At 54.4% G+C, this 25,930-nt stretch carries 28 protein-coding genes and 2 pseudogenes; 17 read left to right on the top strand and 13 right to left on the bottom strand.

What is annotated here, in order from left to right; genetic code table 11:
- Positions 1–30: 30 nt before the first annotated feature.
- Genes treT through MVK60_RS01810 form a run of 6 tightly spaced genes read left to right on the top strand, consistent with a single transcriptional unit; the run spans position 31 to position 7,660 of the window.
- The gene (treT, locus tag MVK60_RS01835) at positions 31–1,275 is read left to right on the top strand and encodes a trehalose synthase (protein ID WP_297435860.1); all 1,245 of its coding nucleotides are present in this window, start codon (positions 31–33) and stop codon (positions 1,273–1,275) included.
- 2 nt (positions 1,276–1,277) lie between these two features.
- Positions 1,278–2,297, top strand: a complete 1,020-nt coding sequence (locus MVK60_RS01830; protein ID WP_297435858.1) for a TrmB family transcriptional regulator — start codon at positions 1,278–1,280, stop codon at positions 2,295–2,297.
- 10 nt (positions 2,298–2,307) lie between these two features.
- The gene (locus MVK60_RS01825) at positions 2,308–3,426 is read left to right on the top strand and encodes an ABC transporter ATP-binding protein (RefSeq protein WP_297435856.1); all 1,119 of its coding nucleotides are present in this window, start codon (positions 2,308–2,310) and stop codon (positions 3,424–3,426) included.
- Positions 3,427–3,436: 10 nt separating this feature from the next.
- Positions 3,437–4,915, top strand: coding sequence for a fucose isomerase (locus tag MVK60_RS01820; RefSeq protein WP_297435854.1), 1,479 nt, complete (start codon positions 3,437–3,439; stop codon positions 4,913–4,915).
- Between the two features lie 2 nt (positions 4,916–4,917).
- Entirely contained in the window at positions 4,918–6,780 is a 1,863-nt protein-coding gene (locus tag MVK60_RS01815) for a glycogen debranching N-terminal domain-containing protein (protein ID WP_297435852.1), read from the top strand.
- Positions 6,767–7,660: a glycoside hydrolase family 130 protein gene (locus tag MVK60_RS01810; protein ID WP_297435850.1), complete on the top strand. Its 894-nt coding sequence runs from the start codon at positions 6,767–6,769 to the stop codon at positions 7,658–7,660. Before MVK60_RS01815 ends, MVK60_RS01810 begins: the two co-directional genes overlap by 14 nt.
- Before the next feature lie 13 nt (positions 7,661–7,673).
- On the opposite strand, the gene MVK60_RS01805 is transcribed toward MVK60_RS01810, so the two are convergent.
- Positions 7,674–8,093, bottom strand: a complete 420-nt coding sequence (locus MVK60_RS01805; RefSeq protein WP_297435848.1) for a DUF371 domain-containing protein — start codon at positions 8,091–8,093, stop codon at positions 7,674–7,676.
- Between the two features lie 338 nt (positions 8,094–8,431).
- Here MVK60_RS01805 and MVK60_RS01800 point away from each other — a divergent pair, with 338 nt between their 5' ends.
- Positions 8,432–8,635: a 30S ribosomal protein S17e gene (locus MVK60_RS01800; protein ID WP_297435846.1), complete on the top strand. Its 204-nt coding sequence runs from the start codon at positions 8,432–8,434 to the stop codon at positions 8,633–8,635.
- A 53-nt stretch (positions 8,636–8,688) separates the two neighbouring features.
- Here MVK60_RS01800 and MVK60_RS01795 read toward each other — a convergent pair whose 3' ends face one another.
- From MVK60_RS01795 to rbcL, 3 genes and pseudogenes are all read right to left on the bottom strand, one after another.
- The gene (locus MVK60_RS01795) at positions 8,689–9,285 is read right to left on the bottom strand and encodes an ArsR family transcriptional regulator (protein WP_297435844.1); all 597 of its coding nucleotides are present in this window, start codon (positions 9,283–9,285) and stop codon (positions 8,689–8,691) included.
- A gap of 91 nt (positions 9,286–9,376) precedes the next feature.
- A pseudogene (locus MVK60_RS01790) lies at positions 9,377–9,696 on the bottom strand (thymidine kinase); the annotation flags it as partial.
- A gap of 154 nt (positions 9,697–9,850) precedes the next feature.
- Complete coding sequence (rbcL, locus tag MVK60_RS01785) at positions 9,851–11,185, bottom strand: type III ribulose-bisphosphate carboxylase (protein WP_297435842.1); 1,335 nt, start codon at positions 11,183–11,185, stop codon at positions 9,851–9,853.
- A 391-nt stretch (positions 11,186–11,576) separates the two neighbouring features.
- Between rbcL and hpkB the strand changes: the two genes are divergently transcribed.
- Positions 11,577–11,780: an archaeal histone HpkB gene (gene hpkB, locus MVK60_RS01780; RefSeq protein WP_297435839.1), complete on the top strand. Its 204-nt coding sequence runs from the start codon at positions 11,577–11,579 to the stop codon at positions 11,778–11,780.
- A gap of 49 nt (positions 11,781–11,829) precedes the next feature.
- On the opposite strand, the gene MVK60_RS01775 is transcribed toward hpkB, so the two are convergent.
- The 3 genes from MVK60_RS01775 to MVK60_RS01765 are packed head-to-tail and all read right to left on the bottom strand — an operon-like array spanning position 11,830 to position 13,560.
- Positions 11,830–12,324: a metallophosphoesterase gene (locus MVK60_RS01775; RefSeq protein WP_297435837.1), complete on the bottom strand. Its 495-nt coding sequence runs from the start codon at positions 12,322–12,324 to the stop codon at positions 11,830–11,832.
- A 9-nt stretch (positions 12,325–12,333) separates the two neighbouring features.
- Positions 12,334–13,245: a transcription initiation factor IIB gene (locus MVK60_RS01770; RefSeq protein ID WP_297435835.1), complete on the bottom strand. Its 912-nt coding sequence runs from the start codon at positions 13,243–13,245 to the stop codon at positions 12,334–12,336.
- A 6-nt stretch (positions 13,246–13,251) separates the two neighbouring features.
- Positions 13,252–13,560 (bottom strand): Gar1/Naf1 family protein, encoded by a 309-nt coding sequence (locus MVK60_RS01765; protein WP_297435833.1) that lies wholly within the window; start codon positions 13,558–13,560, stop codon positions 13,252–13,254.
- A 123-nt stretch (positions 13,561–13,683) separates the two neighbouring features.
- On the opposite strand from MVK60_RS01765, the gene MVK60_RS01760 reads away from it, so the two are divergent.
- The 3 genes and pseudogenes from MVK60_RS01760 to MVK60_RS01750 all read left to right on the top strand — a co-directional run bounded on the left by MVK60_RS01760 (position 13,684) and on the right by MVK60_RS01750 (position 15,472).
- Positions 13,684–14,568, top strand: coding sequence for a carbohydrate kinase (locus MVK60_RS01760; protein ID WP_297435831.1), 885 nt, complete (start codon positions 13,684–13,686; stop codon positions 14,566–14,568).
- A gap of 34 nt (positions 14,569–14,602) precedes the next feature.
- Positions 14,603–15,112, top strand: coding sequence for an NUDIX hydrolase (locus MVK60_RS01755; RefSeq protein WP_297435829.1), 510 nt, complete (start codon positions 14,603–14,605; stop codon positions 15,110–15,112).
- 4 nt (positions 15,113–15,116) lie between these two features.
- Positions 15,117–15,472, top strand: a pseudogene (locus MVK60_RS01750) (Mth938-like domain-containing protein).
- Here MVK60_RS01750 and MVK60_RS01745 read toward each other — a convergent pair.
- From MVK60_RS01745 to MVK60_RS01735, 3 genes are all read right to left on the bottom strand, one after another.
- Entirely contained in the window at positions 15,462–16,925 is a 1,464-nt protein-coding gene (locus MVK60_RS01745) for a hypothetical protein (RefSeq protein ID WP_297435826.1), read from the bottom strand. The pseudogene MVK60_RS01750 and the gene MVK60_RS01745 overlap by 11 nt on opposite strands.
- A gap of 9 nt (positions 16,926–16,934) precedes the next feature.
- Entirely contained in the window at positions 16,935–17,696 is a 762-nt protein-coding gene (locus tag MVK60_RS01740; RefSeq protein ID WP_297435824.1) for an ABC transporter ATP-binding protein, read from the bottom strand.
- 103 nt (positions 17,697–17,799) lie between these two features.
- Positions 17,800–18,489, bottom strand: coding sequence for a TIGR00289 family protein (locus MVK60_RS01735; protein WP_297435822.1), 690 nt, complete (start codon positions 18,487–18,489; stop codon positions 17,800–17,802).
- 84 nt (positions 18,490–18,573) lie between these two features.
- Here MVK60_RS01735 and MVK60_RS01730 point away from each other — a divergent pair, with 84 nt between their 5' ends.
- The 6 genes from MVK60_RS01730 (at position 18,574) to MVK60_RS01705 (ending at position 23,487) form a co-directional block, all read left to right on the top strand.
- Positions 18,574–19,857 carry a bifunctional L-myo-inositol-1-phosphate cytidylyltransferase/CDP-L-myo-inositol myo-inositolphosphotransferase gene (locus tag MVK60_RS01730; protein ID WP_297435917.1) on the top strand — a complete coding sequence of 428 codons (1,284 nt, stop codon included), beginning with the start codon at positions 18,574–18,576 and terminating at the stop codon, positions 19,855–19,857.
- 56 nt (positions 19,858–19,913) lie between these two features.
- Positions 19,914–21,062, top strand: a complete 1,149-nt coding sequence (locus tag MVK60_RS01725; RefSeq protein WP_297435820.1) for an inositol-3-phosphate synthase — start codon at positions 19,914–19,916, stop codon at positions 21,060–21,062.
- Positions 21,063–21,259: 197 nt separating this feature from the next.
- Positions 21,260–21,862 (top strand): DUF4443 domain-containing protein, encoded by a 603-nt coding sequence (locus tag MVK60_RS01720; protein ID WP_297435817.1) that lies wholly within the window; start codon positions 21,260–21,262, stop codon positions 21,860–21,862.
- Positions 21,863–21,866: 4 nt separating this feature from the next.
- Complete coding sequence (gene pyrF, locus MVK60_RS01715) at positions 21,867–22,514, top strand: orotidine-5'-phosphate decarboxylase (RefSeq protein ID WP_297435815.1); 648 nt, start codon at positions 21,867–21,869, stop codon at positions 22,512–22,514.
- Positions 22,504–23,028: an RNA-binding protein gene (locus tag MVK60_RS01710; protein ID WP_297435814.1), complete on the top strand. Its 525-nt coding sequence runs from the start codon at positions 22,504–22,506 to the stop codon at positions 23,026–23,028. The genes pyrF and MVK60_RS01710 overlap by 11 nt, the downstream gene beginning before the upstream one ends.
- 9 nt (positions 23,029–23,037) lie before the next feature.
- Positions 23,038–23,487, top strand: coding sequence for an FAD synthase (locus MVK60_RS01705; protein ID WP_297435916.1), 450 nt, complete (start codon positions 23,038–23,040; stop codon positions 23,485–23,487).
- Positions 23,488–23,543: 56 nt separating this feature from the next.
- Here the strand turns inward: MVK60_RS01705 and MVK60_RS01700 are convergent, their stop codons facing one another.
- From MVK60_RS01700 to ftsZ, 3 genes are read right to left on the bottom strand one after another with little or no spacing between them, the layout of a single operon-like run.
- Positions 23,544–23,876: a CopG family transcriptional regulator gene (locus MVK60_RS01700; protein ID WP_297435812.1), complete on the bottom strand. Its 333-nt coding sequence runs from the start codon at positions 23,874–23,876 to the stop codon at positions 23,544–23,546.
- Positions 23,863–24,633 (bottom strand): ParA family protein, encoded by a 771-nt coding sequence (locus MVK60_RS01695; RefSeq protein ID WP_297435810.1) that lies wholly within the window; start codon positions 24,631–24,633, stop codon positions 23,863–23,865. Before MVK60_RS01695 ends, MVK60_RS01700 begins: the two co-directional genes overlap by 14 nt.
- Positions 24,634–24,666: 33 nt before the next feature.
- Positions 24,667–25,911 (bottom strand): cell division protein FtsZ, encoded by a 1,245-nt coding sequence (gene ftsZ, locus MVK60_RS01690; protein ID WP_297435808.1) that lies wholly within the window; start codon positions 25,909–25,911, stop codon positions 24,667–24,669.
- Positions 25,912–25,930 lie beyond the last annotated feature (19 nt).

Here is a 25,930-nt window from a genome sequence, read left to right as displayed (position 1 = left end):
TACTAAAAGTATATAAGGAGGAGTCTCGACATGTTCCAGGTTACGAAACTGCCTCGGAAACGAATTGAGGACTATCCCTCTGTTGCCGGAGAAGATGCAGTTTCAAGGATTATGGAAAAGGGTGAAACGCTCTCGGGAGCCAAGCTCGCCCACGTCAACTCAACAGCATATGGTGGTGGCGTCGCCGAGATACTGAGCAATCTGGTGCCCCTCATGAACGACGTCGGAATAAGAGCGAAGTGGTGGGTCATCGAGGGAAGCGACGAGTTCTTCAACGTCACCAAAAGCTTCCACAACGCCCTTCAGGGCAACAAAGACCTCAAACTCACCGGGAAAATGAAGAACCTCTACCTCAAAACCAACGAAGAGAACGCTCAGAAAGCAGACCTAAGCGAATTTGACTACGTTCTCATCCACGACCCACAACCCGCAGCACTCATAGACTTCTACGAGAAAACCCAACCCTGGATCTGGCGGTGCCATATCGACTTAAGCGACCCGAACAGGGAATTCTGGGCATTCTTGAGAGAGTATGTCCAAAGATACGACCGGTACATCTTCCACCTTCCGGAATACGTTCAGCCAGACCTGAACCCGAAGAAGACCGTCATTATGCCGCCGTCCATCGACCCGCTGAGCGAAAAGAATATGGAGCTGAGTGAGTCAGAAGTTCTTAAAACCCTTGAAAGGTTCGACGTTGACCCGGACAGGCCGATAATCACACAGGTTGCCCGCTTCGACCCCTGGAAGGGTGTCTTCGATGTTATCGAGGTCTATCGGAAAGTGAAGGAAAAGATTCCGGAGGTTCAGTTGCTTCTCGTCGGGGTCATGGCGGCTGACGATCCGGAAGGCTGGGTTTACTTCGAGAAGACCTTGAGGAAGATTGGTGAGGACTACGACGTTAAAGTTCTGACGAACCTTACTGGGGCCCATGCACGGGAAGTTAACGCCTTTCAGAGGGCCAGCGACGTAGTTCTCCAGATGTCCATTAGGGAAGGCTTTGGGCTGACTGTGACGGAGGCCATGTGGAAGGGTAAGCCAGTCGTGGGAAGAGCCGTTGGGGGGATTAAGTTCCAAGTGATTGACGGGGAGACCGGCTTCCTCGTGAACGGCATTGGAGAGGCCGTTGAAAAAGTCATCTACCTGCTCAGACACCCCAAAGAGGCCGAGAGGCTTGGTCTCAATGCCAAGGAACGCGTGAGGGAGAACTTCCTCATTACCAAACATCTGGAAAGGTATTTAGACCTCCTCCTCTTATTTTCTGGGGAGGGGTAGGTATGGAGATCAGCGAGAAGGCCATAGCCATGCTGACCAGAATCGGCTTCACGAAGTACGAGGTCATGATATACTGGACGCTCCTCGTCTACGGACCGAGCACGGCGAAGGAGATATCCGAGAGGAGTGGCGTGCCCTACAACAGGGTCTATGACACCATAGCATCACTGAAGGCGAGGGGCTTCGTCAACGAGGTTGAGGGCTCCCCGAAGGTGTACGTCGCATATTCCCCGAAGATAGCGTTTCTGAGGTTCAAGAGAGACATAGATGGAATCAAGGAAGAGCTTGAGAAGGAGCTCCAGAGGGTCAATGTAAAGACCGAAGAGAGACCCGGAATCTGGCGCACAAAAGACCTCAACATAGCCGTCGAGATGGTGAAGGAGTCCATAGACTCCAGTTCCTATGAGGCCATACTGGTGGCCCCGGAAAAGTTTCTGGAGAAAATAGAGGACAACATAAAGACCGCCCTCAAGAGGGGAACCACAATCTCCCTCTACACCGAAGAGCAGATAGACCTCTCCGATTTTGCCAAGCTCGGCAACCTCTACGTGAGGAAGTTCCACAAGCTGAACCACTTCATAGGGATGTTTGACGGCAGAGAGGTCATAGACATCCAGAACATCGGCTTCCGGCCGAGGAACCCACCCAGCTTCAAGGCGACATATCCCGAAATAATATTCTCCCAGTACAGTTTCATCAGGGAGGCATTCAAGGAGTCCAGCCTCATACTGGAGGGGATAAAAAACAGGGACGACCTGCGGTTCTTTGCGAACTTCCACGCCGTGGACATCATAAGGCGGCACCTCAACGACGGCGTCATTTATGCCAAAGTCCTTGGGAGGAACCTCGTCATGGGTGAGATGGAGGAACTTGAAGGTCGCGTTGTTGGCTACACAGTGGCGCTTGATGAGGGAATAGACAGCTTCGACCTGGAGACGGAAAGGGGGATAGTAAAGATCGGGGGAATGTTTGCGGTTTTGGAGGATTATGAAACGACCATGATTCGACTGACCATAGTTTGAGGGTGATTTTATGGCGGAGGTAAGGCTTGTAAACGTGTGGAAGCGGTTCGGGGACTTCACGGCCGTCAAGGACATGAACCTCCACGTTAAGGATGGGGAGTTCATGATCCTCCTAGGTCCGAGTGGCTGCGGAAAAACGACCACACTCAGGATGATATCCGGGCTGGAAGAACCCACGAAAGGCCAAATCTACATTGGAGACAAACTCGTCGCAGACCCGGAAAAAGGAGTATTCATCCCGCCAAAGGACAGGGACATTGCAATGGTCTTCCAAAGCTACGCTCTATACCCCCACATGACGGTTTACGACAACATCGCCTTTCCGCTTAAACTCAGAAAAGTCCCCAAGCAGGAAATCGACCAGCGCGTGAGGGAAGTCGCCGAAATGCTTGGACTAACGGAGTTACTCAAAAGAAAACCCAGAGAACTAAGCGGCGGCCAGAGGCAAAGAGTCGCTCTAGGCAGGGCAATCGTGAGAAAACCCCAGGTTTTCCTCATGGACGAGCCACTCAGCAACCTGGACGCGAAACTAAGGGTGAAAATGCGCGCCGAACTGAAGAGGCTCCAGAAGCAGCTGGGAGTCACGACGATATACGTCACCCACGACCAGGTCGAGGCAATGACCATGGGCGACAGGATTGCAGTCATAAACGCCGGCGTTTTACAGCAGGTTGGAACTCCAGAGGAAGTCTACGACAGGCCGGCCAACACTTTTGTTGCAGGCTTCATCGGAAGTCCTCCGATGAACTTCATTGACGCGACGGTAACCGAGGACGGCTTTGCCGACTTTGGAGAGTTCAAGCTCAAACTCCTCCCAGACCAGGTTGAAGTGCTCGAAGATAGGAACCTGATCGGGAAGGAGGCAATATTCGGCATAAGGCCAGAAGACCTCTACGATGCAATGTTCGCTCAAGTCAAGATTCCTGGAGAGAACATGATTAGAGCAATGGTTGATATCATTGAGAACCTGGGAAGCGAGAAGATAGTGCACTTGCGCGTTGGTGACGTGACGTTCTTAGGGTCATTCCGCTCAGAATCCAAAGTCCAGGAAGGGCAAGAAATAGACGTCGTCTTCGACATGCGCAAGGCCCACGTCTTTGAGAAGAGAAGCGGAAAGGCAGTATTTTAGGTGATATCAGATGATAGCCGTTATTACCTTCACCGACCCCCGGCCAACGGCCCTCTCGATCGAGCGCGAGAGGGCGTTGATGGAGAAGCACTCCGCCCTCATCGGGGAGCTGAGGAGAGCAGGCTTTGAAGTCCTCGACGTGAACGAGAGGCTTGGAAAATACGGGGCTTTAAAGGCCGGTAAGAACTTCGGGGTAGATTCGATGGATGAGAGCTTCAGGGCCGCCGAGATAGTCGGGGGGAGCTCCGCCTCCGGAATCATAGCGGGCCTGTGGCACTGGACGGAGAGCAACCTCGTTACGGCACTCGTTAGGGAGACCAAGAGGCCAATACTGCTCTACGCCGACGATGATCCTGCGTGGGCCGGGACTACATGCGTCACATCCGTTGGTGCCTCGCTCTGGGAGAGCGCTGTGAACGAGTACGCCCTCAACCACGTCCGCCTCAAAGGAGACGTTGAAAAGGTAAAGGCCTGGGCAAGGGCCGTTGAAGCCGTCTCAAAGCTGTCCAAGAAGTCCCTCCTCCTCTGGGGAGCCCCGTACACCCTCGGAATGGAGCACCTCATGGACGACCTGCCGAGGCTTAAGAGAATCGTCGGCGACTTCATAACCCTTGACCAGTACGTCCTGGTGAGGAAGGCAGAGGAGATGCTCTCGGACGAAAGATTGAGGGTCCGCGTGGAGGAGTTCTACGACTGGCTGACCGAGAAAATGGAAGTCAAGTTCGACGACCTCATGCTGACGCCTGAGGTGTTGAGGAGACAGATAGCGCTCTACCTCGCCGCAAAGGAGAGCTGGAAAGAGCAGAGTAACGTCTCGGCCGTCTCGGTAAAGTGTCAGCCGGAGCTGAGCGAGGTCTACGGCGTTACGGCCTGTCTGATTCCCGCACTCTTTCCGTTCAGCCTCGATGCAGAGGGCGAGAAGGAGGTAGTCCCGGCGACGTGCGAGGGCGACGTCAAGGGCACGATAAGCTCGGCGCTCCTCTTCTATCTGAGCGGAAAGCCCCCGCTCTTCGGAGATATAAAGTACGTGGACGACAAGGTCGTCATGATAGCCAACTGCGGCGCGGCTTCGCTCTACTACGCAAGGCTGAGCGAGAACCCGGAGGAGAACCTCAAGGCAACAACCGTCCAGGGACAGTGCCAGGGGGCGAACGGCGGGGCGCTAACCTACAGAACCCCTCCGGCGGAGTTCACCGTGGCGAGGCTCATACGTCGCGGGAGAGATTACTACCTCCTCTACTTCCTCGCGGAGGGCCTTGAGATAACGGGGGAAATGGAATCAAAGCTCAAATGGGGCAAGCAGTGGCCGCATACGGCCATAAGGAACCCGCTCGACAAGGAGGGCTTTATCTCCGCCATGGGGGCCAACCATCTCTCGCTGGTCCCCGGCGACTACACCGAGGAGCTCCGCTTTACCGCGAGACTATGGGAGGTAAAGGCGATAGACCTTGGCGATGCAGGTGAGGTAAAGTCCTTCCTTGAGGGGTAGCCATGAGAACCATCCTAGCCGGCAACGGGGCCTTCGTCCTGAGCGACGAGAGGGGAGACATGCCCTCCCACTACGACGGCTTTTATTTTCTTGACACCAGATTCGTCAGAAAGGCCAGGCTTGAAGTTTCTCCGGAGCCAGGCTTCATCGGGGCATCGTCTACCTTTACCCGGGCGGTTTCACACTTCTCCCTCGGCGAACGGGGAATCCTTGTGAGGCTGAGAACCCTTGACGGGGTTTACGAGGAGAAGTTCTCCTTTTACAATACATCCGAAAAACCGCTCGGTGTCAATGTCAGATACACCTACGAGGCTCCCCTTGAGGACATATTCCAGGTCAGGGGCTTCATGGGACTGAAGAGGGGGGAGGCGATAGCCCCAGTCAGCGGAACCCACCTGAAGGAAAGCCCCGCCGGAAGAAGGAGCCTCACCGTCGAGACCAACATGGAGAGGGAGGGAAGTCTCTTAAGGGCGGAACTTGAGGTACCTCCCCTCGGGAAGGCGGTCCTCTACGTCCGCTTCATCCCCAAAATCGAGGGCAGGGTCTCGGAGATACTCGCAGAGAAAAGGGAAACGATAAAAAACGTCGCCTTCACAGGCTTACCCGCCATCGACGGGATATTCGAGAGGGCGGTTGAGAACATAAACGCCCTGACGCTGTTCACGCGCTTCGGGCCGGTTCCACTTGCAGGGATTCCATACTTCGCCTGTCCCTTCGGGAGGGACGCTATAATAACCTCGCTCTTTCTCCTGCCGTACTACCCGGAATACGCCGCCGGCACGCTGAGGCTCTTCGGGAGACTCCAGGGGAAGAAAACCGACCCGAAGAATGAGGAGGAGCCGGGGAAGATACCGCATGAGTTCCGCCTTGGTCAGCTCGCCCAGTCTGGGAGGGTTCCCTTCGCGCCCTACTACGGCACGGTCGATGCCACCCCACTCTACGTGGCGCTGGCGGGCGAGTACCTGCGCTGGACCAAGGATAGGAGGCTGATAGAGGAACTGAAGCCGAACCTGACCGCTGCCGTCGAGTGGATACTCGGAAAGCTCGATGATGGTTACATAACCTACGTCCCGGGGATACTCGGCAACAAGGGGTGGAAGGATTCTAGGGATGCCATAGTTGATGAGGAGGGGAAGCTTCCAAAGCCGCCGATAGCGCTTGTCGAGGTGCAGGGCTACGCCCACTGGGCGCTCAAGCTCGCAGGGGAGCTTGGGCTGACCGGCCTTGATGAAGGGGCCCTAATCAGGGAGGCAGAACAGCTCAGGAAAAGGTTCAACCGCGACTTCTGGCTCGGTTCTTACTACGCCCTCGCGCTGGACGGGGATGGAAGGCCACTCAGAGTCGTCTCCTCGAACATGGGGCACCTGCTCCTGACGGGTATAGCCGATCACGAGAGGGAACTAGCGGAGAGGCTTTTCCAGCCAGACATGCTCTCCCGGTACGGGATAAGAACCCTCAGTGCCAGAGAGAAAGCCTACAACCCCTTCAGCTACCACCGCGGAAGCGTATGGCCGCACGACAACGCGCTGATAGCCCTCGGTCTCGCGAGGGTTGGAAGGGCCGACCTTGCAAAGGAGCTCACGGACAGAATACTCGCAGCAGCGAAGCTCATGCCCGAGAAAGAACTTCCTGAGCTGTACAGCGGACTGGACGAACTCGTCCCGGTGCCTAGGGCTAACTCCCCCCAGGTCTGGAGCGCGGCGAGCGTTTTCGCCTTCGTCACAGCCTCACTGGGAATGGAGGCGGGGGATGGGCTTACTATCCAGCCGGCAGAGGGAATAAACATCGTCCTGAGAGGCCTTTCATTTGGAGGGAGGAGATACCTCGTAGTGGCCAATGGGGGTGTTAGCGTTGAACCCCTATGAGTTCAGGTTTGAAAAGCTCCCAAAACCCGTGCTTTTTCCTTCAGATGAAGGATTCGACTCAAAGAACGTCTACAACCCCGCGGTGGTCAAAAGGAGAGGAAAGGTGGTCATGCTCTACCGTGCGGAGGCCAAAGGTGACAAGACAACCGGAAGGATCGGCCTGGCACTGAGTGAGGACGGAGTCAACTTCATCAGGCACCCCGAGCCGGTCATGGAGCCGGAATACAGCTGGGAGAGCCTCGGCGTTGAGGATCCACGCGTTGTGAGAATTGGAGAGACCTACTACATGACCTACACCGGCTACGATGGAAAGACGGCACGGCTCTGCATCGCCACCTCGAAGAATCTGCTGAACTGGAAGAAACATGGCGTGGTTTTTGAAGAGTTTCCTTTCCCCAAGAACGGAAAGCTCAACTGGACAAAGAGTGGGGCTATTCTGCCGGAGAAAATGAAGTCTGGGCCGTTTAAGGGACACTACATCATGTACTTCGGCGACTCAAACGTCTGGCTCGCCTACTCAAAGAACCTCATTCACTGGGAGTATGAGAGGGAACCCGTTCTGATGCCTAGGGGTCATCTCGTTGAGCCCGGACCCCCTCCAATCCGCACAGGGGACGGAATACTCCTGATACACAGCGAAGCCTTCCACGAGGGTGAAAAGCTCGTTTATCACACGCACGCGGCTCTCTTTGATCTGGAAGACCCAAGAAAGCTCATATGGAGGACAGAGAAGCCCATCCTCAGGCCGACCTTCGACTGGGAGCTGCACGGGTGGGTTGACAACGTGGTGTTCGCGGAGGCAATGATAGAGCACGGGGGCAAATACTACCTCTACTACGGGGGAGCAGACAGGCACGTTGGTCTGGCGATTGAGGACTGAGAAGAAAGGAAGACTAATCCAAAATTATCAGTTCAATCTCCGCTGTCCTCTCGGGGCTCTTCAGGAGCTCCACTATTTTCCTGTCTATATCCCTAGCCGCCTTGTTAGCCCTTACGGAGAGAGTTCTGGCATCGATGTAGTTGCTCTTTCTCACCACCATCGAAAAATCGTGGTCGAGGATCAGGTCTGGGCTTCCCTCAGAGAGAACCTCGTCAGTGAGGTCGCCCACTCTGATGCGGATCAAGAGCCTCTTTCCAGCCTTAAGGGCACGTTTAAACTCATAGCTGAGGTCATTTAACCCCTTGTCGGCCTCAATGCAGAGTATGCAGTCACCACGGGGCGTGAGATAGTCCTCCTTCGTGAACTCCAGCGTTGATCTGTGTGTTGCCCTGACGTTCTCGTGACCCCTGCAGCGGATTATCTCCCTCAGCATGGTTTCAGCTTAGAGCAGGGGTTTATAAATTTCCGGCTAAACAGGTGAAAAACTTTTTAAGTATAGCGGGGAAATACTACATAGGGTGACAGGATAAACCTGAGGCGCGCCGTTAAGGGCCTCCTGAGGATCAACGCTGGGTTCGCCATCGTAAGGGTGAACTCCCTTGGAAAGGTCCATCCCGGAAAAACCAGCGTTGACGTGCTCGAACTCCTCCGCAAGAAGCTCAGGAAGGTGTAAGGAACCGCTTTATTTTTGCTGGTTCTGGGAAAACTTTTAAAAGGCCTCTTATGATGTGAGTTACGGTTGTCAAACTCAAGCTAATCGGAGGGAGTAAGATGGGGAACATCAAGCAGACTTTCATTAAGCGAACCGCGAGGGAGCTGTTTGACCGCTATCCCAACGAGTTCAGCAAGGACTTTGAGTACAACAAGAAGAAGGTCGAGGAACTCACAAACGTCACCAGCAAGACGATAAGGAACAGGATAGCAGGTTACATAACCAAGCTCATCGGGATGAAGGAAGAGGGCAAGATGCTCTAATCGCTGCCCTTCGTTTTTATTTGCCTTTAAGTCCTCCCAGATTTTGTTTCTTCCTAAAGGTCATCAAGATCATCTAAGACCTTCTTAGGCATCAAAGAGGCGAATTCCCTGAGCAGGCGTTCGAATTCCGGCTCGTCTTCCCTGGCCATCCTGCGCATCAGGTTCTCGATGTAGGTCTCCGTTAGGAGGCGAACCTCCTCGAGCTCCTGCTTGGTTCTTATCAGTTCGTTTATCCTGTCCTGAATCTCACCGAGGAACTCAAGAAGCTCTCTCATCTTCTCCTCCACTGGGCCGGTGGACTTTATTAGCTCCCGCGCCTGCAGGTACTCCTCGGTCGACCTGGGCTTCCGGGGCTCGTACATCTCGGTTCCGAAGAGATACGGGGTCAGCATTACCTCAAGACGGAAGCCTCGCTTTATCGTGTAGTACTTCCTAGGCCTTCCCCGGGGTATTTTCTCGATCCTGCCCTCGATGAGACCTGCCCCCTCAAGTATCCTAAGGTGCTCCAAGACGGCCTTCTGACCCACACCAAGCTCTTGGCTGAGCTCGCTCACGAAGTAAGGCCGCCTGGTGAGCAGTATGAGTATCCTCCTCCTCGTCTCGTTTCCGAGTATGTCCAGCAGTCTCCCCATATTCTTATTTGATTCCACTCTCTCACCCCCCTACTTCATCTTTCCCTAACCTAATGTAAGAAAAGATTACTTTAAGCTTTTCGGTGGATTGGAGGGCAAACTACAAAAATTAGGGGATGATATGGTGTTCCCTGCAGCGAGCCTCGTAGCTCTCCCTTCCACCAACCAGGACTATCGGGGAGTTCTTAGGGGCAGGCTCCCCATCGATGAGACGCCGACTCCTAGTCGCGGGCCTTCCGCACACGGTGCAGACGGCGGTCAGGTAAACCACATTATCGACCCCGACGAGGAGTTCCTTCGTAACCGGGAAGGGATTCCCCTTGAAGTCGAGGTTGAGACCACTCACGATGACATAAACACCTCACCCGTCAGAAGGTTGAGGACTTCGATCAGGCTCATCGGAAAGAGCTAAACCTCGTCTATCTCCATGTAGCGCGGACCGTCGTGCGCTACGGCTTCGTCCTCGGAGTAACCACTTAGATGAACCATAGTTTCCCCCAAGGGGGAATTTTCAGCCGTTGAACCTCCCCCGCAAAAAAAGTTGAACGGAAGACGAAAAGGGGAAAGAAAAACCGTCAGAACCTTACACAGGGGTGACGTGGCCCCACTTCTCCAAAGCACGGGCAAGCTCTTTGTGGCTCATGGCGTACTCATCAAGCGGTATCCCCTGCATGATGGCATCTATAGCCTGCCTGACTGCCATAGCCCCCGCCCGCGGTCCGTCCGGGTGTCCCATAGTTCCACCACCGAGCTGTAGGACGATGTCCTTTCCGAGGGCGTCTATGACTGGCTGGATGTTGCCGGGGTGGAGCCCGCCGGAGCTCGTCGGGAAGACTGGCTTGATGTGATAGAATTTCTGTTCCATGTGAAAGACGTCGTTCTCGTCCGGGATGTAGTGGTCCTCTGTGATTATTCTCTTGTACTGGATGACCTCCCACTTCTCACCTTCCATCTTGCCCGCACCGGCGGTTCCGATGTGGAGCTGGTCAACGCCTATAAGGCGGTAGAGCTTCGCTAGGACGAACATCGAGATGCCATGGTACGGGTTTCTGGCGAAGGCTGTGTGCATGGCCCTGTGGGCGTGCAGCGCGATGCCGTAGTCCTCTGCCAGCTCCCTTATGTAGTCAAGAACACCCCATCCTAGGACGACGACGTCGATCATCGCATGCGGAACTCCGTAGTCTGAGAGCACCTCAAGCCTCTCCTCCATCTCCAGTATAGGAGCCGTAATGTTAGCAAACCATGTCTTCTTCTCGCCGGTCTCGTTCTCGGCCCTCTCCATCGCCTTTGTGACGACCTTCACCCTCTCCTCGAAGCGGTTGTACCAGGGGCTAGTGAGGTTCTCATCATCTTTGATGTAGTCCGCTCCACCCAAGAAAAGGTCGTTGGCGAGTTTGTAAAGTTCCTCAGGAGAGTAACCAACCTTCGGCTTCGGAACGACACCGTACAGCGGCCGGTCGTATATTCCGAGCTTCTTCCTAACTCCACTAATACCGAAGTTCGGGCCGGGGTAGTTGCGGAGGAACCTCTCCGGAAGGTATAGGTCTTCCAAGCGGAGCCACTCAACACGCTTCATACCAAAGACGTTGCCTGCGACACTCGCGAGAAATCCGGGCATGTTTCCGTCCTCAAAGATGTGGTAAGGGTAAGCTATCCTGACGATCCAGGTGCCGTCGCCCATGTCCGTAAAGTGGTAGGCCTTGGCCGACATATCTGCCCAGCGCTCCCGCTCGTACCAGTCGTAGAGGGTCGTCCAAGTACCGGTCGAACTCTCCGCGGCAACGGCCCCCGCAGCCTGCTCGATCGTATAACCCTTCGCAGGGGTTATACGGAACACGGCCACGACATCCCTCTTTACATTGGGCTCATACGATTTGTCGACGTAGTAGTCGTAGATCCGGTCAAACTTTTCCGTCATATCTTTCACCTCCAGGTAAATTCAATGTCGGGGCCAAGCCTATAAAAACCCTGTGGTGCAAATCTGAGACATCCGTGCCCTCAGATGGGTATCGAAGAGAGTTTTTCTCCCCCAATGGTTCAAGATGCTGTCCCTGTTATTTAATTTAACCCGTTGGAAGAGCAGTTCCAGGAAAATAATGGGCAAAGAACGGTTTTCGTAGCTTAACTCACGCCCGTCCTTTTGCCTCTTTCTCCCTCATCTATAGAAAGACATCCCAATTCTCAACAACTCGCCTATAGCTCCAGAAATATAGGCCTCCACGCCGCCCGTTTCCGAAAGGTTTATATACACCTTTGTTCCTAAAATAAAACGCAGATACTTGCAAAACAACGTTTAGGAGGTTGGGAAAATGGCTGAGTTGCCGATTGCCCCAGTTGACAGGCTTATAAGGAAGGCCGGTGCGGCCCGCGTTAGCGAAGACGCCGCCAAGCTTCTTGCAGAGCACCTCGAGGACAAGGCTACCGAGATCGCCAAGAAGGCCGTCGACCTCGCCCACCACGCGGGCAGGAAGACCGTCAAGGCCGAGGACATCAAGCTCGCCATCAAGTCCTGATGGCGCTTTTCCTCAGATTTTTTCTAAATTTTTATCGAGGATGTTATCCTTACCAGAACCTCACCCTCTCAACACGCGCTTCTGTTCCCGATACTTTTAGAAGGGCGAAACCTGCCGCGTCCATACGCGGAAACGCGGGGGAGCCCGGGTTCAGCAACAGGATCCGCGAACCGTGAAAGGACATTACGTCACTGTAGAACCTGTGAGTGTGCCCGAATATCAGGACATCGACGTCCATTTCCAGGGCCTTGTAGGTGAGGAACTGGGGGTTTAAGCTCAGAAACTGATGACCGTGAACGATGCCGATCCTGAGGTCTTCAGCCTCAAGAGAACTTTCCTCAGGCAGGTCTAAGTGGTCAGCGTTTCCACGAACTGCCAGGACAGGAGCGAGTTCTTCCAACTTCTCCAAGAGTTCAGAGGAAGTTACATCGCCGGCGTGGAGGATCAGCTCCGGTTCTCTCCTTTGTATACACTTAAAAAGAGTGGAAGGAAAGTTCAGGGTTTTATCGCCGTGATGGGTATCACTAATCACTGCTATCAGCACAGGGACACCTCAGATCGGAACGTTTATCCCGAGCTTGTCGACAAGTTCCTTGTAGCGGTTCCTGACGGTCACCTCGGTAACGTGGGCAACCTCCGCAACTTCACGTTGGGTTTTCTTCTCATTTTCGAGGAGAGATGCAACGTAGAGCGCCGCCGCGGCCAGACCCGTTGGGCCCTTTCCGCTGGTTATACCCCGTTTTATAGCCTCCTTCAGTATCTCCTTGGCCCGCTTTTTGGTCTTGGCGTTAACATCAAGGGCGTCACCGAAACGGTCCACGTACTCAATGGGACTCGTCGGACGGAGGTTCAGGCTCAAACCCCTTGCCATAAATCGATAGCTCCTTCCGATCTCCTTCTTACTGACCTTTGAAACCGCCGCTATCTCATCCAGGGTTCTCGGGATGGCTTCCATCCTGCATGCAGCGTAAAGTGCCGCCGAAACCATTCCCTCAATCGAGCGCCCGCGGATGAGCTTCTTCATGACGGCTTTCCTGTACAGAGAAGCCGCTGCCTCCTTAACCCTGCGCGGTAACCGCATCTGTGCCGCCATCCTGTCGAGCTCGCTCAGGGCGAAGGCGAGGTTACGCTCGGCCGCATCGTTGATTCTCATACGGCGCTGCCACATCCTGAGCCTGCGCATTTTTGTCCTGTACATGCCGGTTATCTGGTTGCCGTGTATGTCCCTGTCCCTCCAGTCGATATCCGTGGACAGGCCTTTATCATGTATCATCAGGGTCATGGGTGCGCCGGTTCTTGCCCTTCTAGCCCGCTGATTCGGGTCAAAGGCACGCCATTCCGGACCTTCGTCTATCACATTCTCCTCTATAACGTAGCCGCACTTGGCACAGACTATCTCCCCTCTCCTAGGGTCGTAAATAAACTCGGTTGAGCCACACACAGGGCAAACCCTTTTGTCAGCCAAAAATTCTCACCCCCTTTTTCTGGGGGCAGGGCGTCGTTTACCTCCCTTAACGGGCCGCTTGCCCTTGACGTGATTCGGTTTCGATCCGCGCCTGGAGTCAGCGTAGAGAAGTGTCCCGACATACTTTTCGGGATTTCTGACACGGGGTTTAATCGCTACATACGGCCTGCCAACGGGACCAAAAACATCCTTAACCGTTCCAACAAGCGTCAAACTTTTGTCAACAACGGGTTCATTGAGCGATGGAACCCACTCGGTGCGCAGTATCAGAAAGCCCTGCTTCGCATAGTGAGAAACCTTACCAAGTCGCTTCATAGCCCCACCCCAAAAGGACACATCCTTTTAAGCTTTTCGCTTTCTCATTTATAAATCTTTCGGTCAAATTCCAAAAGGTTTTTATTAGGAAGCAGGCTAAAGATTAAAGTTGGATGTGAATCTATGAAATGTCTCGTAGTCGGACACCTCACCCGTGACATAGTACTGCACAGTGACGTGAAGGCGGAGAGACCCGGTGGTGGGGCGTACTACTCCGCAATAACCCTGGCAAATTTCTGCGACGTTGAGGTGCTGACAAGCGTGGGTGAGGATCTTCCGGGCGAGTGGCTCGATGAGTTGAAGGAACTTGGTATAAAACTCCGGATAATACCCTCCAATGAGAGTACCTCCTACGAGCTCCGCTACATCGACGCCAACAGAAGAAAGCTCCGACTCCTCTCAAGGGCCCCTCCAATAGTGGACGTGCCGGGTGGGGATTACGACATGGTAATGCTGAACCCGGTTGCCGGGGAGATTCCCCCCGAAAGTGCCACCAAGTTTAAGAAGCTGTCGAACTTTCTCGTTGCCGACGTTCAGGGATTTATAAGGGCGCCAGAAGTTGGCCCGGTGAGGCTTCGGGAGATTGATGCGTCCTTCCTCAGGGGGATGAGAGTTTTTCATGCCGATCTCACGGAAACACGATATCTTACCAACTTTAGTCCCGGTGATGTTGAAGTTCTCCTGATAAGCAACGGCGCGGAGCCGGGGTTTGCATACCTCAAGAGCATGGGATACAGATACAGGCCCATCCAGATGGATATTGAAGAATCCACCGGAGCGGGCGACGTATTCCTAGCATCTTTCAGCTACTTCTACTCCCAGTGCCCCTTTATTCAGGCCCTAAAAAAGGCAAACGCCTTCACCGCTCTTTTCCTAAAGCACAGGGACTTTTCCTTCTCGATGGAAGACCTCAACGAGCTGGCTATGAGAGTCGCGGTCGAGAGGCTTAACGATATAAATCCATTAGGAACAATTATGCCCGCCGATGATGAAACGTCAGCATGCTGAAGATGATGATAAGGGACTTCCCTGAGGTGGTGATATGGACCGCTACGTTCTGCTCGTTAAGGCCCCAAAGGGCTACGATATAACCCCCGTAAGGGAGGAGCTCAGAGAGTTTCTCTCCAGAATCCATCCGGAGCTCAAGGTCGAGGCGCACATGTGCATAGGCCTCACCGCAGACGTTGTGATACTCTACAACGGCGGTGTTGTCCTCATAAAACGGAAGCACGAACCGTTCAAAGGTCACTACGCCCTGCCAGGGGGATTCGTTGAGTACGGCGAGACCGTTGAGGACGCGGCAAAGAGGGAAGCGAAGGAAGAAACCGGTCTCGACGTGAGGCTCATCAAGCTCGTCGGCGTTTACTCCGACCCGAACCGCGACCCGAGGGGGCACACCGTGACGACGGCATTTCTGGCGATTGGAACCGGAAAACTGAAGGCCGGGGACGACGCCAAAGAAGTGTATGTCTTCCCCATGGATGAGGCACTAAAGCTACCGCTGGCCTTCGACCACGCGAAGATTCTGAGGGACGCCCTGAGTCTGGGGTGATGTCATGAGGGTCGAGTTCCCTGCCTTCGGGAAGATAGTCGTCGATGGAAAGGTCTACGACCACGACATCGTGATCTATCCCAGCGGAGAAATCGAGAGGCGAAAAAAGGGCTCAGCAAGGAAAAGCACGGGACAAGCCATAGGCTCGACCCGGACGAGCTGAGGGAGTACCTGAAGGAGGAGTTCGACGTTTTGATAGTAGGAACCGGCGCCTGGGGAAGGCTGTCACTTTTGCCGGAGAGCAGGGGACTGGTGGCGAACAAAGAGGTCATCGAAAAGCCGACTGACGAAGCGGTGGAGCTCTTCAACGAACTCTGGGGAAAAAGGAAAGTACTTGCAATATTTCACGTCACCTGCTGAGGGATTTCTGAATTACCAAGACCCCGAGGAGCGTGAGGGCGAGCGCGTAGGGGTACCCGATGAAATACCACATCCCCGCGACCACTCCCAGTGCGATCCCGTTTATCACCATGAGCGCAAGAACGTGCCCGAAGCTGGTCTCAGGAACTGACAACTCGCTCTCGCCGTGGTAGAAAAAGGCTAAGGCTATCGAAGACGTCGTAAGAGGCAGAAGAAGCGCTGCCGGGAGCAGGATGAGCGTTTTAACGTTGATGTATGAAACCGCCAGAACCAGACCAACGCCCGCGGTGACCGGAACCGCGTTCATGACGAGGAGCTTTCCCCTGACGAACTGGCCGACCGTTAGCGGGAGGCTCCTCAGGAGTTCAAACTCCTTCCCGTCTATCTTGAGGACCGTGTCCACCCCGACCGAGGTTATCCAGGCTATCATAAGCAGAACCGACGCAACGGCCCATTCCCTGATCGAGCCGGCCGTGAGGAGATTCAGGGCGCTCGGAAGGATTATGAAGAGGGGGAAAATCAAACCCACAAGGAGGGCGCTCTTTCTGAAGGCTATCCTCAGGTCCTTGAGGGCAATGGCCAGAACCGGATGGTGGGTTTTGGCCTTGAAGCGGACGTTTCTGGAGCGGGAAACCTCCACCCCCTCCTCAAGCCTTCCCCAGAGCCGTCCAAGGATAAACAGGTAGAGCGGAACTAGAACGGTGAGATAGCCAAGAACCAGGAGGAGAGAGTGGAGGGGATCGGTTATCGATGCAACTGAGAACGGATAGGCTATAGAGTACTTTGAGAAGAAGGGCAAAAGTTCCTCGTAGTGCTCCCTCACGTATTCCTGGACGTAGTTGATGGCGTAGAAGGTGCTTATGAAGAGTATAACCCCAACGGTTCTGGCGAGGGTTCTGAGCTTTGAGAACCTGCCGCCGACGCTCGCGGAGCCGAAGAAGGTGAAAACGATCAGTCCAAGGATATGGCCGAGGAACGCCCCCGTAAGGATCCAGAGAAGGCCGAGTACCCCAGGAAGTCCGTATTTTGTGGCCATAGCAATGACAGCCGGCAGGAGGGCTATAACGGCAGGAACGTTGTCTATCGCCAGGAGAACGCTGAGATACTTTGAGCCGGTCCTTATCGGCAGGGGCTTGAGAGGCTCAAAGATTCCCATCGAGACGGCGTAGGAAGCGTTGACGGTGGTGGTATAGAGGGCCATCACGAAGGGCAGGAGCGCGTAGGTTGCGAACATAACGGACGCCCTCGTCTCGTCCTCCGCTCCGGCGATACCTCCAGCCATCATGATCCCGAAGAAGAGAAAGGCAACGGACTGGAGGGCTATGCCCCTCTTCATGTTCCCAGAGTTCCTGAGCTGCTTCCTGAACTTCTCCGGGTCGGCCGCTATCTGGGGGTTGCTTTTGAGGCGCCTGTAGTGAAGCTCCCTGTAGAGGATTCTGACTATCTCGAACATGCTCCCACCCTAAAGGGCCTCCTTAAGGGCCATGACTATTCCGGCCACCTCTTCCTGGCTCTCAGTGAGCTTAAGAAACACATCTTCAAGGCTCTCCTCGTGTGCAAAGCTTTTGAGCTGCTCCACAGTTCCTTCAGCAATTATCTCACCGTTGTATATGACACCGACGCGGTCGCATATGGTCTCGGCCAGAGCCAGAACGTGGGTAGAAAAAACCACGCTCCTCCCCTCCTCCCTGAACCCGAGCAGGAGCTCCCTTAAAATCCTCGCGCTCTTGGGGTCGAGGCCGTTCATTGCCTCGTCGAGGATTAAAACTTTAGGATCGTGGAGCATGGCACTTATCAGGGAGATTTTCTGTCTGGTTCCGAAGCTGAGGTTACCGATCATCTCACCGAGGTACTTCTCTATCCCGAAAGCCTTCACAAAGGTCTCCACGCGCTCCTGGAGCTCCTCCTTAGGGATTCTCCTCACACTCCCGACGAAGTTGAAAAACTCAACAGGGGTGAGGCTCTCGTAGAGAACCGGCGTTTCCGGGACGTAGCCGACTATCTCCTTCACCCCTATCGGGTCGCTTGAAACGTCGACGCCGTCCACGACAACCCTGCCCGATGAGGGGGGAATTATTCCTGAGAGGATCTTCATGGTGGTGCTCTTTCCGCTCCCGTTGGGGCCGAGGAGGCCGTAAATTTCGCCGTCTTTGACCGTGAAGGTTATCCCTTTGAGGGCCATGTTAGAACCGAACCTCTTGACGAGGCCTTCGACCTCTATCATTCCACCACCGATGGTAATGTCTGGGATGGGTTAATAAAGTTTTATCCAAACCAACAACCGGCGGCCGTTTGCGGGTCAGCCTGTGGGCGGACGTTGAGGAAGATTAGACCCTTCCATTTTCTTTCCACTCCAGATGAGCCCTCTTCACTTTCAGCACTCCAGAGTAGTTGCACTCACTCCACTCCTTCTCGACCTCATCGAAGACTATCCTCGCCTTGAAGAAGGACGCATCACGAACAAAGGTCTCGAACTCTCCCCCTTCGCCGGCGACGTGGATTTTGTACTTCTCATGGAGCTCCACAAGTTCCTCCAAAGCTTTCTCGTCAATCCTCCTTCCGAGCCAGCTCTCGTCCAGGCCGTAGGCGGCCGTGCCGACCATGACGATGTCAAATATTTCCACCAGTTCGCGCATATACTCGATTGGGTCGCGGTGCCATGCTGGAGCGAAGCTCTCTATGCCAAGCTCCTTTGCTACCCTGTCAACGCGCTTCTTCTGGTACTCACTGGCCAGAGCACCGGCAACGACGCCGTCTATCCTCAGCCTCTCAAGGACGGCCTTCATGTCCTCGACTTCCTTCTCCTTCTCGCCGCTGGTGAAGCCCTTGACGAGGGGAATTCCTACCACCTTCGCCTGGAGTTCGGTGAGGTGTATATTCGGCACGTGGTACATGTAGCTCTCGTCGCTCTCGCTCACCATCGAGATGAGGTACTTGACCTCAAACCCCTGCCTCAGCGCCCAGTAGAGGGCGTAATTGGAGTCCTTCCCGCCCGAATACAGCACCGCAACTCGCATCCCTCTCACCCGAAAACTTCAAATCGTCGATGTATAATTCCCACTGGAGAGTGGCTCGGCGGGGGCTTTAAAAAGGTGATGCCAATGGTGCCAAAAACGGCGGTAATTCTGGCGGCAGGCCTGGGGACAAGGATGGGAGAGAGGCCCAAGGGGCTCCTGAAAGTCGCCCGGAGGGAGATTCTTTACCGGACGCTTACCCTTCTCAGGCGAAATGGCGTTGGGATGTTCATAATAGTCACCAACGAACGCTATGCAGGACTTTACCATGAGTTCATCGAAGGGCACGGCCTCAACGCCGAGCTGGTAATCAACCCCGAACCTGAAAAGGGCAACGGACACTCCCTCCACTTGGTCAAAAACCACGTCTCTGGAAGATTCGTTCTGGTGATGGGCGACCACGTTTACGGTGAGGAATTCATCCGGGAAGCCCTTAGGGGGAGCGGCCTGATAGCGGATAGAAAGCCGAGATGGACGGACGTGGGTGAGGCGACGAAGGTGAGGGTCAAAAACGGCAGGGTTGAGGAGATAGGCAAATCTCTCGACGAGTGGGACGCTGTCGATACAGGCCTCTTCATCCTCGACGAGAGCATCTTTGAGATAACGGAGGCACTGGAGAGAGAGCAAGATGGTGACTACCCCCTAAGCGAGATTGTTGAGAGGGCTGAACTGCCAGTTACCTTCCTCGACGGCCTCCCCTGGATTGATGTTGACACGCCCTCTGACCTTAAGATGGCCAGGAGGATGCTCGCCAAGACCGCGGTGAAGGGAACGGGTGACGGCTTCATCAGTAGGCACCTCAACAGGAGGATTTCAACGGAGATAAGCTACCTCCTCGCCGAAAAGGTCACCCCGAACCAGATGACCCTCATTACATTTGCCCTCGGAGTGATTTCGGCCTTTCTGACGCTCGTCAGCCTTCCGCTGGCGGGAATACTGTATCAGATTAGCTCAATCCTCGACGGCGTTGACGGGGAGCTGGCGAGGGCCCAGCTCAGGGAAAGCAGGTTTGGGGGCTACATCGACTCCCTCCTCGACCGCTACGTTGACGGCGCGTTTCTGGCCCTCCTGGCCTATTCGACCCTCAGAGAGCCCCTCTGGTATCTCACTGCACTCCTCGCTCTCCTCGGCTCGGTGATGGTGAGCTACTCGACCGAGAGGTTCAAGGCCGCCTACGGTGAGGACGCCTACGGCTCGATTCCCGCCCTCAGAAAGCTCCCCGGCAAGAGGGACGAGAGAATCTTCACCACCATGCTCTTCCTTCTGTATCCAGCCGGGGCTTCGGTTAGGGCACTCTTTCTCCTGCTCGCCATTCTGACGAACCTCCGTGTCTGCCTCACGAGCTATTTAGTATCCGAAAAAGTTTCGTAGCCGAAAACTATTTAACCACTATGAAATATCCTGAATAAGAAAGGAGGTGGATAACAATGGTGAAGGTTGTGATACTTGGACAGGGATACGTTGCAAGCATCTTCGCAAGCGGTCTGGAGAAGATAAAGGCCGGGAAGATGGAACCCTACGGCGTTCCCCTCGCTGACGAGCTCCCGATCAAAATCAGGGAGATTGAGATAGTCGGTTCCTACGATGTTGATGCTTCCAAGGTTGGCAAAGACCTGTACGATGTGGTCAAGAGGTACGATCCCGAGGCGCCGGAGAGCCTCAAGGGCATCACCGTCAGGAATGGAATTCACCTGAGAAGCCTCAGGAACCTTCCAATCAAAGCCACCGGCCTCGACGATGGGATGACCATTGAGGCGGCCGTTGAGCACCTTGTTAACGAGTGGAAAGAGCTCAAACCGGACGTTTTCGTCAACGTCTGCACCACCGAGGCCTTCATTCCCTTCGAAAGCAGAGAGGAGCTTGAGAAGGCCATCGCCGAGGATAGGAAGGACAGGCTCACCGCGACACAGGTCTATGTCTACGCGGCCGCACAGTACGCGAAGGAGACCGGCGGTGCGGCGTTCGTCAACGCAATCCCAACCCTCATAGCTAACGACCCGGTTTACGCCGAACTGGCAAGGGAAAGCAACCTCGCGATATTCGGGGACGACGGTGCGACCGGTGCCACCCCACTAACCGCCGATGTCCTCAGCCACTTTGCTCAGAGGAACAGGTACGTCCTTGACATCGCCCAGTTCAACATCGGGGGAAATAACGACTTCCTCGCCCTCACCGACAAGGAGAGGAACAAGAGCAAGGAGTTCACCAAGAGCTCCATCGTCAAAGAACTCCTAGGCTACGACGCTCCTCACTATATAAAACCGACAGGATTTCTCGAACCGCTCGGAGACAAGAAGTTCATCGCCATGCACATGGAGTACGTAAGCTTCAACGGTGCCCACGATGAGATAATTATCTCCGGAAGGATCAACGACAGCCCGGCCCTCGCCGGACTCCTCGTCGATCTCGTCAGGCTTGGGAGGATGGCGGTTGAGAAGAGGGACTTCGGCCCGGTCTACGAGGTCAACGCATTCTACATGAAGAATCCGGGACCGAAGGAGAAGCAGAACATTCCCAGGATAATCGCCCACGAGAAGATGAGGATGTGGGCCGGTCTGGAACCAAAGTGGCTTTGAGGGGCCTTTGCCCCTTTCCCGTTCTCTCCGGTCCGTGATCGTTGCGAATGGGGTTTTCCAGGTATTCGTCTGCGTTCTGTGAGCGTCGTTCCGGGTGGGAAGGGACGCGTTGTTAGCTCAACCCGGAGTCCCACGTCAGAACGTCCACCCAACAAGCTTTTAATCTTGTGGGGGGTATCATCTCTGGAGGGAAGTCGATGAGCTGGAAGAGGGGAGCCTATCCGGAATTTACCCTTGAGGATGCTGTTGCGACACTGTTCCTCCTTGGAGAGCCCACGGGGAGAAAAACCATATCAGAGTTACTCAACATAGGGGAGGGCAGTGTCAGGACGCTCTTAAGGAGGTTAACCAACCTGGGACTTATACGCTCCGCCCAGAGGGGGCATTCGCTCACGGAAAAGGGGGTATCCCTTGTTCGTGGGATTACGGAGAACTTCTCAGAAGCACGGGAGGTACACAGGATCGATAGCTATCCCGCGTACGCCGTGGTGGTTAGAAACCCCCCGGAGTTCAAAAGCATAGAGCTCCGCGATGAAGCCATACGGTACTTCGCAAAGGGTGCTATGATACTGGTGGTGGACGAAGGGGAGGTCGTGTTTCCAGAGGACAAGAGACCTCTCAGGGAGACCATGCCGGCCCTCGATGAGGACATCAAAAGGATGCCAGAGCTGAATGAAGGCTGCCTTGTGGTCGTGACCTGGGCGGAGAACCCCGGAGATGCCATGAAGAGTGCCTACCACGTTGCCCTCGCGCTAAAAGCAGAGGTATTACCCGGGGAGATCAAGTCCATTGCGGGGTGAGGTGATGAAAAGGCTCATCCTGGCGCTTGACGTGTACGAAAAGGGAACTGCCCTGAGGGTGGCAAGGGAGACTGCGGATTACCTGTGGGCCGTAAAGGTCAACTGGCCGCTGATACTGGGTTCTGGACTGGGAATCATAAGGGGGCTTAAAGTGGAAACCGGGCTTCCGATAATCGCGGATCTCAAACTCGCGGACATCCCAAACACCAACCGGCTGATAGCTAGCAAGGTTTTCGAGGCAGGAGCGGACTACATCATCGCCCATGGGTTCACTGGCAGGGACAGTGTAAGGGCCGTTATGGATCTGGGCGAGGTCATAATGGTCACCGAGATGAGCCATCCGGGGGCAAGGGAGTTCATTCAATCTCTCACGGACAGACTGGTGGAGCTGGCCAACGAACTGGAACCATTCGGCATAGTGGCCCCCGCGACAAGGCCAGAACGCGTTTCATACATACGCTCGAAGCTGAAGCCGGGAATCAAAATCCTCACCCCTGGCGTCGGTGCCCAGGGCGGCAGGGCGGGTGAGGTTTTAGAGGCCGGAGCAGACTACATCATCGTGGGAAGAAGTATTTACGCGAGTGAGAACCCAGGAGAAAGTGCCAGACGGCTCCATGAGGAAATAAATGGGGGAACAGGTGATGGAACTTAAGATCAAACATCCTCTCAGTAAAAGGGAGATCCGTGAGATAATCCGGGAGATGGGGGAGATCTTCGGCGAGGACATGGGCAGGGAGCTCCTTGGGAAGAAGGACAGGGTTGAACTGGCGGAGTTCGACAAAACCACCGACATCCTGCTTGTGAACGGTAGGCCCACGTTCATAAAACGAGGGGGGCTCGTCTTTCCTCTGGTCATCGCCCTCTATGAGCTGTCGAACACCGAGAACCTAAGGAACTGGAAACGCAGGGTTGTGGTTGACGCTGGTGCGGTTCCATTCATACTCAAGGGCGCCGATGTTATGGCCGCCGGAATAACCGATGCCGACGAGAGCATAAAGGAGGGAGACTTTGTATTCGTGGTTGAAGAGGACTATGGCAGACCATTGGCAATAGGGGTGGCCCTCATGGACGGCAGGGCCATGAAGGAGAAACCCAGGGGAAAAGCCGTTAAGGTGATACACCACGCAAAGGACAGGATGTGGGAAGTAACCGTTGGACAACGGTGAAGTCACATGATCGGCTCGGAGAGGGGGAAGGTGCGGGTCCTCGTCGGGGGGGTCTTCGACCTGCTCCATGTGGGCCACCTGCACTTCCTGAAGCAGGCAAGGGAACTCGGGGACGAGCTGGTGGTTATAGTGGCCAGCGACGAAACCGTCAGGAAGAACAAGAAAAGGGAGCCCATAAACCCCGCAGAGGATAGGGCAGAGGTCCTGAGATCCATAAAATACGTTGATGAGGTCTACATAGGGGCCCCGGGAAGCATAGACTTCGAGCTGGTGAAAAGAATAAACCCCGACGTGGTTGCGGTGGGTCCCGATCAGGCGTTCAACTGCAAAAGACTGAAAGAGGACCTCAGGAAACACGGGATAGAAGCGGAGGTCATAAGGATACCCTACCTGTACAAGAAGGATCGTGCAAAGACGAGTAAGATAATAGAAAGGATCGTGGAAACTTACTGCGAATGATGCCGTCGATTTTAACCGTTTATTCCAGCGGACTGACTGAAAGGCTCTTAATTAACTTAAACCCTGAGTTTTGAGATATATTCCGCTAGGAACTCCGGATCTTCCCTTCCAACGGCACTCAGGAGTTCGTTGAATTTCTTCTCACCGAGCGCTTTTTTGAGGTAGTAGTAGAGATTAACGGCGTCTTCAACTATGGTACTCTGTCTCCTGCCTTCCTCCCCGTAAAGTTCAATGAGCTTCCGGTTCATGTCCAGTGTAACGTAGAGGGTTTTCTGTTTCTTCTCGGACTTAAGGGAGCTACGGGACCTGTCCCCCGCCTTTAAACGGGAGGGCTTGGTGAGCTCGTTAACGGAACCATCAAACAGCTTGGGAAGTTTATCCCTCGGCAATTCTTACCACCTCTCTTGCCAGTTTCATAAACGCCTTTGCAGCCCTTCCATCGTTCTCAAACTCAAATATGCTCATGCCCTTACCCTGAGCCTTCTCAAGTGCGATGGCCTTCGGTATCGTTTTTAAGATGGGGGCGTCCGGGTACGCTTCCTTGAGTTCCTTTAGACGGGTCTTTGGAACTTTGGTCTGCCTTGTGAACTTGTTTGGAACGAGGCCGAGGAGCTTCAGGTTCTCGTTGGTTTCCTCGCGGATCATGCGCATGAGGTTGAACATGAGCTGCATCCCGATGACGCCGAAGTAGCTGAGCTCCAGGGGTATGAGAACGTAATCGGATGCCGTCAGGGAGTTGACCAAGAATATGCCCATGCTGGGCGGGTTGTCTATTAGGACGTAGTCATAGTCCGGTAAAACCGGAGTAAGGGCCTTCTCCAGCCGCCGTTCCCGGTTGTACGCGTTTATTATCTCTATCTCCTTAACAGAGAGGTTTAGATGGCTGGGGAGCAGATGAAGGTCATTGCTGATCTCCACTATTGCGTCGTTGATCTCGCTCTCACGCGTCATCAGTGTGCCAACGTTGCTGTTCTCGTAGTTCAAAACCTCCATGCCAATGAGACCAAAGGTAAGGTTGAACTGAGGGTCGATGTCAACGAGGAGAACGCGTTTTCCCTTTGAGGCCAGTGCACAACCGAGGTTCATTGTCAGGGTGGTTTTTCCAACACCGCCTTTCTGGTTCGCTACGCTAATTACCACTGCCATAAAATCACCTGTGAGGGTTAAAAAGAACGAAAATCAGGTAAGGTCGAGAAAACCTTCAAGCGCCCGCTTGGCGTGGACAGGTATCTCGCCTTTCTTGTTCCTAGCGATGTCGCCGAACGAGCTCTCAAATCCTTTATCGGTGCTCTTAAACGGCTTGGCGTCTATGGGGGTGATTATGTTGTCCTTAAATCTGTCGCCGACGCGCAGGGCATGTTCACCGCCCAGGATGTTGGGAGACTTAACGCCCGTCATTATGACCATGGCGCGGACGACCTTGCCCATATCCTCGTCTATCCTCGCACCCCATTTTATCTCCGATTTCTCACCGAGCTTCTCGTAGACTATGTCCATAGCGGCGCTTATCTCACCCAGACTGACGTCCGGACCGGTTGTAAAGTGAACCAGAGCCTTGTCGCCGCTGCCGTACTCGACCTCAAGCATCTTGTTCTCAAGGGCGTTCTTGACCGCATCAACCGCTCTGTTACTGGAATCACTCTCACCGATTCCAATGAGTGCCGCACCACCGTTGTGCATAACGCTGTAAACGTCGGCGAAGTCGATGTTGACCATGGACGGGAGCTTTATGGTCTCGGTGATGCCCTTGACCATCCTGGCTATTATCTCGTCGGCGAAGCGGAAGGCCGCGTTTATCGGGAGCTTCGGAACGAGCTTGAGGAGCTTGTCGTTCTCGATTATGATGACGGTGTCGGAGTAGTACATGAGGGCCTTTATGCCGGCCTTGGCCTTCTCAATCCTTATCTTACCCTCGTTCCTGAAAGGATAGGTTACAACACTGACGACGAGCGGTTCCCTAAAGCGACCGTTGTGCCTGGCACGCTCCTTTATAACCTTCGCAATAACCGGGGCAGCCCCCGTACCAGTACCATTACCCATACCGGCCGTTATAAATACCAAGTCAACGTCCCCTATGGTCTCGGCGATCTCGTGAGCGCTTGCCTCGGCAGCCCGATACCCCACCTCAGGGTCTCCCCCGGAGCCCTTCCCCTGGGTGATCTCCCGTCCGAGGAGGAGCTTTTTATGGGCTTTGATCCTGGCGAGATGCTGGGCGTCCGTGTTCATAGCTATGAGCTCCGCCCCCTGAACCCCGAGTTCGTAGAGTCTGGTTATCGTGTTGTTCCCGGAACCACCAACGCCCACAATGGCTATTTTTATCAGATCAGCAAGGTTCTCGTCCGAGAACCCCTCTATCTTTGCCTTTGGTTTCTCATCGTCTAGATTCAGGTCAATCCCTGCCTGCTCCAAGAGCTTAAACACCATTTTCCCAACCCCCTCATTC

It is taken from the genome of Thermococcus sp., from assembly GCF_026988555.1.
Lineage (GTDB): Archaea > Methanobacteriota_B > Thermococci > Thermococcales > Thermococcaceae > Thermococcus.
Note: the sequence above shows the minus strand (reverse complement) of the source record. Positions and strands in the feature narration are given on the sequence as shown.